This is a genomic window from uncultured Amaricoccus sp., assembly GCF_937858865.1.
Taxonomy (GTDB): domain Bacteria; phylum Pseudomonadota; class Alphaproteobacteria; order Rhodobacterales; family Rhodobacteraceae; genus Amaricoccus.
On sequence record NZ_CALLYO010000494.1, the window covers coordinates 1 to 6,323 of the forward strand.

Annotated in this window: 8 protein-coding genes; 1 reads left to right on the plus strand and 7 read right to left on the minus strand. The window is 69.0% G+C overall.

The genetic code is table 11. From position 1 onward, the window contains the following. The 3 genes from Q0112_RS14505 to Q0112_RS14515 form a co-directional block, all read right to left on the minus strand. Nucleotides 1-858, minus strand: an 858-nt coding sequence (locus Q0112_RS14505; RefSeq protein WP_297976477.1) for an FAD-binding oxidoreductase, incomplete at its 3' end; no start/stop codon positions are given. Continuing rightward, a complete protein-coding gene (locus Q0112_RS14510) occupies nt 855-1,772 on the minus strand; it encodes a dihydrodipicolinate synthase family protein (RefSeq protein ID WP_297976479.1) in 918 nt (305 codons plus the stop codon). The genes Q0112_RS14505 and Q0112_RS14510, both read right to left, overlap by 4 nt. A 20-nt stretch (nt 1,773-1,792) precedes the next feature. Further along, nucleotides 1,793-2,566 carry an FAD-binding oxidoreductase gene (locus tag Q0112_RS14515; protein WP_297976481.1) on the minus strand — a complete coding sequence of 258 codons (774 nt, stop codon included), beginning with the start codon at nt 2,564-2,566 and terminating at the stop codon, nt 1,793-1,795. Nucleotides 2,567-2,587: 21 nt separating this feature from the next. Here Q0112_RS14515 and Q0112_RS14520 point away from each other — a divergent pair, with 21 nt between their 5' ends. Then, nucleotides 2,588-3,163: a linear amide C-N hydrolase gene (locus Q0112_RS14520; RefSeq protein WP_297976483.1), complete on the plus strand. Its 576-nt coding sequence runs from the start codon at nt 2,588-2,590 to the stop codon at nt 3,161-3,163. Between the two features lie 272 nt (nt 3,164-3,435). On the opposite strand, the gene Q0112_RS14525 is transcribed toward Q0112_RS14520, so the two are convergent. From Q0112_RS14525 to Q0112_RS14540, 4 genes are all read right to left on the minus strand, one after another. After that, a complete protein-coding gene (locus Q0112_RS14525; RefSeq protein WP_297976485.1) occupies nt 3,436-4,425 on the minus strand; it encodes a hypothetical protein in 990 nt (329 codons plus the stop codon). A 556-nt stretch (nt 4,426-4,981) separates the two neighbouring features. Beyond that, complete coding sequence (locus Q0112_RS14530; RefSeq protein ID WP_297976487.1) at nt 4,982-5,293, minus strand: type II toxin-antitoxin system RelE/ParE family toxin; 312 nt, start codon at nt 5,291-5,293, stop codon at nt 4,982-4,984. 4 nt (nt 5,294-5,297) lie between these two features. Continuing rightward, the gene (locus Q0112_RS14535) at nt 5,298-5,552 is read right to left on the minus strand and encodes a hypothetical protein (protein WP_055212423.1); all 255 of its coding nucleotides are present in this window, start codon (nt 5,550-5,552) and stop codon (nt 5,298-5,300) included. Nucleotides 5,553-5,663: 111 nt separating this feature from the next. After that, nucleotides 5,664-5,972 (minus strand): XRE family transcriptional regulator, encoded by a 309-nt coding sequence (locus Q0112_RS14540; RefSeq protein ID WP_297976494.1) that lies wholly within the window; start codon nt 5,970-5,972, stop codon nt 5,664-5,666. Nucleotides 5,973-6,323 lie beyond the last annotated feature (351 nt).

Below are 6,323 nucleotides of genomic sequence, written 5' to 3' on the forward strand. Positions count from 1 at the left end.
GGGGAGGAGGCCCCAGCGGTCGCGGCCGGCCTTGTAGTGAAAGGGCGCGGTGATCGAGGCGTAGGTGAAGACGTGCATCAGCCGGCCGCGGAAATGGCCGAACTCCTGCACGAGGCCGTTGACGCCGAGGATCACCTTCGGCGCCGTCACCGAGCCCCTGGGCGTGCGGGCGATCCAGGAGCCGCCCCGGCGGGAGAGTTCGACAACGGGCGAGTCCTCGTAGAGGGCGATCTTCGGGGCGAGGCCGGCGGCGAGGCTGCGGATGTAGTCGGCCGGCTGGATGAGGACGGCGCCCGGGGTGTAGAGGCCGCCGAGATAATAGTCCGTGCCGGTGATCTCGCGCATCTCGGCGGCGTCGATGCGGCGGAGCGGCTCGCCGATCTTCTCCAGCGAGGCGGCGAAGCTTGCGTTGAGCGTCTGGCCGCGCTCAGTGGCGGCGGCATTGATCTTGCCGCAGGGGTTGAAGGTCGCCTGCGGCATGGCGTACTCGGCCGCCGCCTCCCTGGCGAAGGCGATGGCGAGGCGGTTCTGCGCCATCTCCAGCATGGTGCCGCCGGCGTCGCCAGAGGAGTATTCCCCCGACGAGAGGTTGTGCGGCACGTCGATCATGAAGCCGGAATTGCGCCCGGCCGGGCCCTGGGCAAGCTCGCGGGCGTCAAGGATGACGATGCGCTCGCCGGGCCGATGCTGCGTCAGCCGGCGGGCGGCGGAGAGGCCGGCGAAGCCGGCGCCGATCACCAGCCAGTCGGCGGTCTCGTCCGCCTCCAGCATGCGGACGGCAAGGTCGCGGCGGGAGATCGCCTCCCACCCCGACGGCCCGGTGTCGACCGGCAGGCGCTTGACGACGTGCGTCGTCACCGCACGGGCTCTGCGACGGGCCGCGTCGCCGCGGCAACCTCCTGCTTCAGCGCGGCGACGACCTCGGCGAGGCGCGCCTCGTCCTCGGCGTCGAGCGGCAGGAGCGGCAGGCGCGGCTTGCCGGCCCTGAGGCCGATCAGCGCGCAGCCGTGCTTGATCTTCTGCACGAACTTGCCCTCGTCGAGGAGGTTCATCAGCGGCAGCATCGCCGACATGATCCTGCGGCCCTTGGCGAAGTCGCCTTCGACCACGCAGGCCTCGTAGAGGGCGACGTGCTCGGCGGGCAGGAAGTTCGAGCCGGCGCAGACCCAGCTCGGCGCGCCCCAGGCGAAGAACTCGAGCGCGAGGTCGTCCCAGCCGCAGGAGAGGGAGATGTTCGGGAAGCGGCGGGCCAGCAGGTGGAGCTGGTTGAGGTCGCCGGTGCTCTCCTTGATGGCGATGACGTTCTTCGAGGCGCTGACGCGGGTGAAGTAGTCCTCGCCCATCGAAACGCCCATCCGGCCGGGATAGTTGTAGAGCATGATCGGCAGGCCGGCGGCCTTGTCGACGGTCAGGGTGTGGACCGCGTTCTCCTCCTCGGTCGGGATCGCGTAGGGCGGCGAGGCGACGAGGATGGCGTCGGCGCCGATCTCGCGGGCGTGCTTCGCATAGGCGACCGAGTCCTCGGTGCGGATCGCGCCCGTGCCGATAACGAGCGGCAGGCGGGAGCCGATCACCTCCTTGGCGTGGGCGGCGAGGTCGATCCGCTCCTGCATGGTGTGGGCGTAGTACTCGCCGGTGGAGCCGGCGACGATGATGCCGTGGACGCCGCCGGCGATCAGCGATTCGAGCACCTCGGCATAGGCCTTGCGGTCGATCTCGCCGTTGGCGTCGAGCGGGGTGATGGCGGGGGTGTAGATACCTTGGAACTTCACAGGAGGTCCTCCTTTTCGGGTTATTCGACGCCGGCTTTCCACTCGCGGAAGGCGAGGGTCGCCCTGGCGCCGATCAGCGTCAGCGGTTGCGGCGGGAGCGCCTGCGGGCTGGGACAGGCGCGGTAGATGCGGGTGAGCTCGCTCTCGACGCCGGCCAGCGTCTCGGCGGCGGCGAGCCCGGCGGCGGTGGCGTTCGAGGCGCCAAGGCCGTTGCAGGCGACGGCGGCGAGGATGCCGGGCTCGACCTCGCCGAAGGCGGGGACGCTGTTCCAGGTCAGCGCCATCGCGCCGCCCCAGCGGTATTGCATCCGGGTTCCGGCGAGCGAGGGGAAGCGGTGCGCGAACTTGCGGTCGTGGACGGCGCCGGCGCGGCGGAGCGTGCCCTCGCCGACTTGGAGGGCGGGGTTGTAGGTGTAGCGCGAGCGCACGAGCAGGCGGTCGCCGTCCCTGCCCTCGACGCGGCGGAGGGTGGTGCCCATCGGCGAGGCGGGGGTCGCCGCCCAGGACCGCTGACCGCCGAGGCGGAAGGGCGCGAAGGGCTCGGTCATCGAGGCGTAGGTGTAGACGTGCAGGAGCCGGCCGCGGAAGAAGCCGAAGCGCTCGGCGTAGCCGTTGTTGGCGAGGATGATGCGGGGGGATCCGACGGAGCCCTTGGGGGTGCGGACGAGCCAGCCCGTGCCCTTGCGCTCGAAGGAGACGGCGGGGGTCTTCTCGAAAAGGCGGACCGGCGGCGTCAGGCTGTCGGCAAGGGCGCGGACATAGGCTGCGGGCTGCACGATCACTGTGCCGGGCATGTAGATGCCGGAGCTGAAGGCTTGCGAGCCGGTGACCTCGGCGACCTCTCGGATCCGACCGGCGACAGCGCCATCCTCGAATGGATCGACGGCAAGCTGCAGATCCACCACGGTCGCGACCATCGCGTGATGACCAACGATCCGCCCTACGACGAGCAACTGGCGCTCGTCGACTACTGGAAGGGCGTGGATCCGCGCGAGTTCCTGCCCGGCACCGCCCGCGCCCCCGACCGTTTCATTCGCGCCGGCACCTATATCGACATGGCCGAGCAGAGCGACGACCCGCGGATCGCCGCCGCCTCGGTCTTCAGCGTCGTCCGCAACGCCTCCGTGCCCTACGGGATCAGCATCCCCGGTGCGCCGAACCTCTCGACGACCCGCTGGCGTGTGGTCGCGGACCAGAAGAGCTTGAACTACTACGTGGAATCGGCGGTATCGCCCAACACCTTCTGGGTGGACCTGACGAAGCTCGACTTCTCCGAGGGCGCCCCAGTGCGCAAGCTCGACCTCGGCCTCGATATGGCCGAGGTGCAATCGGGAGAGGTATCCGGGGATTTCGTCGGCTCCGTTCCCTTCTTGTTCGAACCGGCGGACTGACGCGGTTCCGCCTTGCGGGGGCCTTCGCGGCGTCGAGTATAAATGACCGGTTCGAGGGGGCCGGCTTTCTCGCTCGAACGGCCGGTATGGGCCGATCGGGTTGAACAAGGGGTGCGTGGGTCATTCGGGCAGCGGTCCTACTCGTGGTTCGTTCGCTTCATAGGCCCCGTCGGAATGAGTGCTAACCTCTATCCAGCCTGGCTATTGACAGATGCTGGTTCAGCGGGAGGGCGTAGCAAGGATGGTGGGAAAGGCTGCCCCCTCCTCGTCTTTCACCCGAGCCTCACAGGTCGACCGTCGCTCACCAGATACGGCGGCAGGTCGGGTGGCATCGCCTCGCGCAACGCGTCCAGGATGCGCAGTCCGCGGTTGAGGGTGTTGGCGCCGGCTCGCGGAGCTGCCGCGACCGCGGCCATCGCCCAGGTCCGGCTGAGCTCGTCCGGTCCGAGGTCGCCGGCGAGCGCCGCGGACTTCACGACGTAGATCGGCACGAGCGCCGCGGGACTCAGACCGAGCGTGCGCGCGGCGGCGAAGAGGCCCTCCCAACGCGCTCTCGGCGTGAGTGTCTCCCGCACGGGAACCAGGGTGCGTAGTCGCGGCACATGCTCACGCCAGGCAGCCCGCTGCGCTCTGCCGGTCGCCATCGCCCGAAGGCGGTCGACCGTTGCCTCGGACAGCAGCTCCTCGGCCGTCGGCGCGTCGCCGGCCGTGTGGAGTCCGGCGTCGCGGGCCTGCCGCCAGACGAAATGGACCGAGCCTTCGATGCTCCGACGCTCGACGTCCGGGACATCGAGCTCGGCGACGGCGGCCTCGATCGGGCGCGGGAGCGGATAGACGGCGTGAATGTGCCGACCGCCTCGCGACGGCATCGGTCCCAATGGTTCCGGAGGGAGCAGTCCGCTGCCCGTCAGGGCCGGGACCGCGTGGAGAGCATCCAGTCGGTCGATGTTGGCGGCGAAGGTGATGCGGAGATCGGGCCGCAAACCGCGTTCGTGCTGCCACGCCCACTCGCGCGTCAGATCCCGTGGCGCGGCGAAGGTTTCGCCGGCGGCCTCGAACAGCGCCGGCACCGGATTGCCGACCGGGACGACGCCGGCGGCGACGGCGGCGCGCTGCAGCTCCCGCCAGGCCGGCGCTTCGGCCAGGCGCATCGCGGCCCGGAGGCCCTCCACGGCCGCCTGCCGCCTGGGCGCCGCACAGGCTTCTGGCAACCGCTCACCATGGACCTCCAGCAGGTCCTTCAGCGTGGCCGCAATCGTCACCACCCCCTCCGGTTGGCCGAGGCGAGCCGGCGCGTGATGATGGATCGGAGCGCACGCCGGCTGTTGGGGGCGTAGCCCATCAGATCGAGCAGAGCGTCGAGCTCGGCTGCGAGCGCCGCCGGCAGGGCCATGCTGCCGCACCGCTGCCGATCCGGACGCGAAGGGTGGCTCTTCGCCGGCTGCTTGGCTGGCAAAGCCGGATGGCGGCGGAGCGCTTTTGCCGCGGCCGCGCGGTAGGTCCTCCAGGTCGAGGGCGCGAGCCCGCGCGCCTCGGGCGGAGCAGAGCGGTCAGGTCGGGATAGTGACCGAGCGCGACCAGGCGCCCCGGACCGCCCACCTGTTCTCCCAGCCGCGCGCCTGATCGGGAAGGTCGAGAGGGAGCCGGCCGTCGGCGGCCGACTCCCGGCGGACACCGTCGGGACACCGCGTCGGCGGATCCAAACATCAACATCGTCGTGTAAGTTGGCGGAGGGCGCGGGCCTGCGGTCGAACCTTCTCCAGCAGCAGAAACCACCGACGGTCAGTGCAAACATTGCGGACGTGGACGCCTGCCGTTTCAGTCGCGAAAATCTTCCTTGAATCTGTCGATCTGGTGCATGCGCTCATGCAGGATCGCGACGATACCAATATCGCCATCGGACAGTCGGCGCCAATAGACGAAGTGATGTTCGTACCGGAAGAAGAACCCCTCGACGCCGAACTCTGCCGGGATAGGCTTTGAAGCGACACCACGGGCGTCGATCCGCTCGAAGGCCTCGAACATACCGGTGATATAGCGGTCGGCCTGGGCCTCACCCCAGCGGTCGCAGGTGTAGAGGTAGATGTCGTCGAGGCGGAGCGATGCCGCCTCCTGGATGCGGACGGTCATCTGGTCAGGCCCGGTTCCGGGCGATGACCTCGGCCGCAGTCAGCGGCTTGTAGCTGGTCTCGGGCGCCGCGAAGGCGCGGGTCAGCTCGGCCTTCAGCCGGTCGAACGCTTCCTGCTCGGCCCGCTCTTTGTCGCGCCGGATCAGGTCGCGGACATATTCGCTGATGTTCTCGTAGGACCCGTTCTCGCCGACATTGGCCGCAACGAAATCGCTGAGCGCGCCGCTGAGGCGGACGGTCATGGTCGTGGTGCGGGACATGGTGGGCTCCTGTTACTTGGCGCGTATTCAATATAACCAAAAATCACTACACATCAAGGCTGGCGGCGGCCTTGACCATCCGCAGGCCCGCCGCCGCGTCTCTATGGCAGCTTACCGCACTTCCGGATCCTCACCGTCATAGCGACCCGTCTGTAGCAGGACCATGTGGAACACCATGTCGGAATGTCTGGCCAACAGGATCAGATGCTCTCCGCTGGGCCCACGCTCACCAGCGAACCAGTATTTCACGGTCCGTTCGCTTGCGCCGATCCAGCGCATCACCGTCTTGGTCGCGCGATGGGTCGAGCCAAGTTCGAGCCGTAGTGCCAAGGCCGAGGCGCCGCGATAGTCAATCGCATCCGTCCCGAGGTGCACAATTGTGCCCTTCTTCGGCACAACTGTGCCCATCTTGATCCGCATCTTTGCGTCCTCCTCCGGTAAGACTTTGGGAAGGACATGAAAAGCGGCAGTTCGTATTTGCGCCTAACCTGCGCCAGAGGGCCTTTCGCCCATCGTCGTCAGCCATGGCGGCGCCGAGGTCGCCCGGCATGAGGCGCGCCGCGGCCGCCGCGAGCGGGCGGTCCGGCCCGAGCACCTCGACGGCATCGTCGGCGCGGGAGGCGTGCCGAGGGCGGTTCCCGCCGCGCCGCCGCCGGAGCTGCTGCGGCCGCTGGCCGAGTACGAGCGCCTGCTGGGAGGAGCCTGGTGATGGCCGAGGACATCCTGCCCGACCCGCTCGTCGGCATGCTGGAGCGGCTGAAGCTGACCGCG

Excerpts from the sequence above, each read along its gene's own strand:
- Q0112_RS14515 (WP_297976481.1), bottom strand. The coding sequence starts at position 2,566 with ATGCCCGGCACAGTGATCGTGCAGCCCGCAGCCTATGTCCGCGCCCTT.
- Q0112_RS14530 (WP_297976487.1), bottom strand. The coding sequence starts at position 5,293 with ATGACCGTCCGCATCCAGGAGGCGGCATCGCTCCGCCTCGACGACATC.
- Q0112_RS14535 (WP_055212423.1), bottom strand. The coding sequence starts at position 5,552 with ATGTCCCGCACCACGACCATGACCGTCCGCCTCAGCGGCGCGCTCAGC.
- Q0112_RS14540 (WP_297976494.1), bottom strand. The coding sequence starts at position 5,972 with ATGCGGATCAAGATGGGCACAGTTGTGCCGAAGAAGGGCACAATTGTG.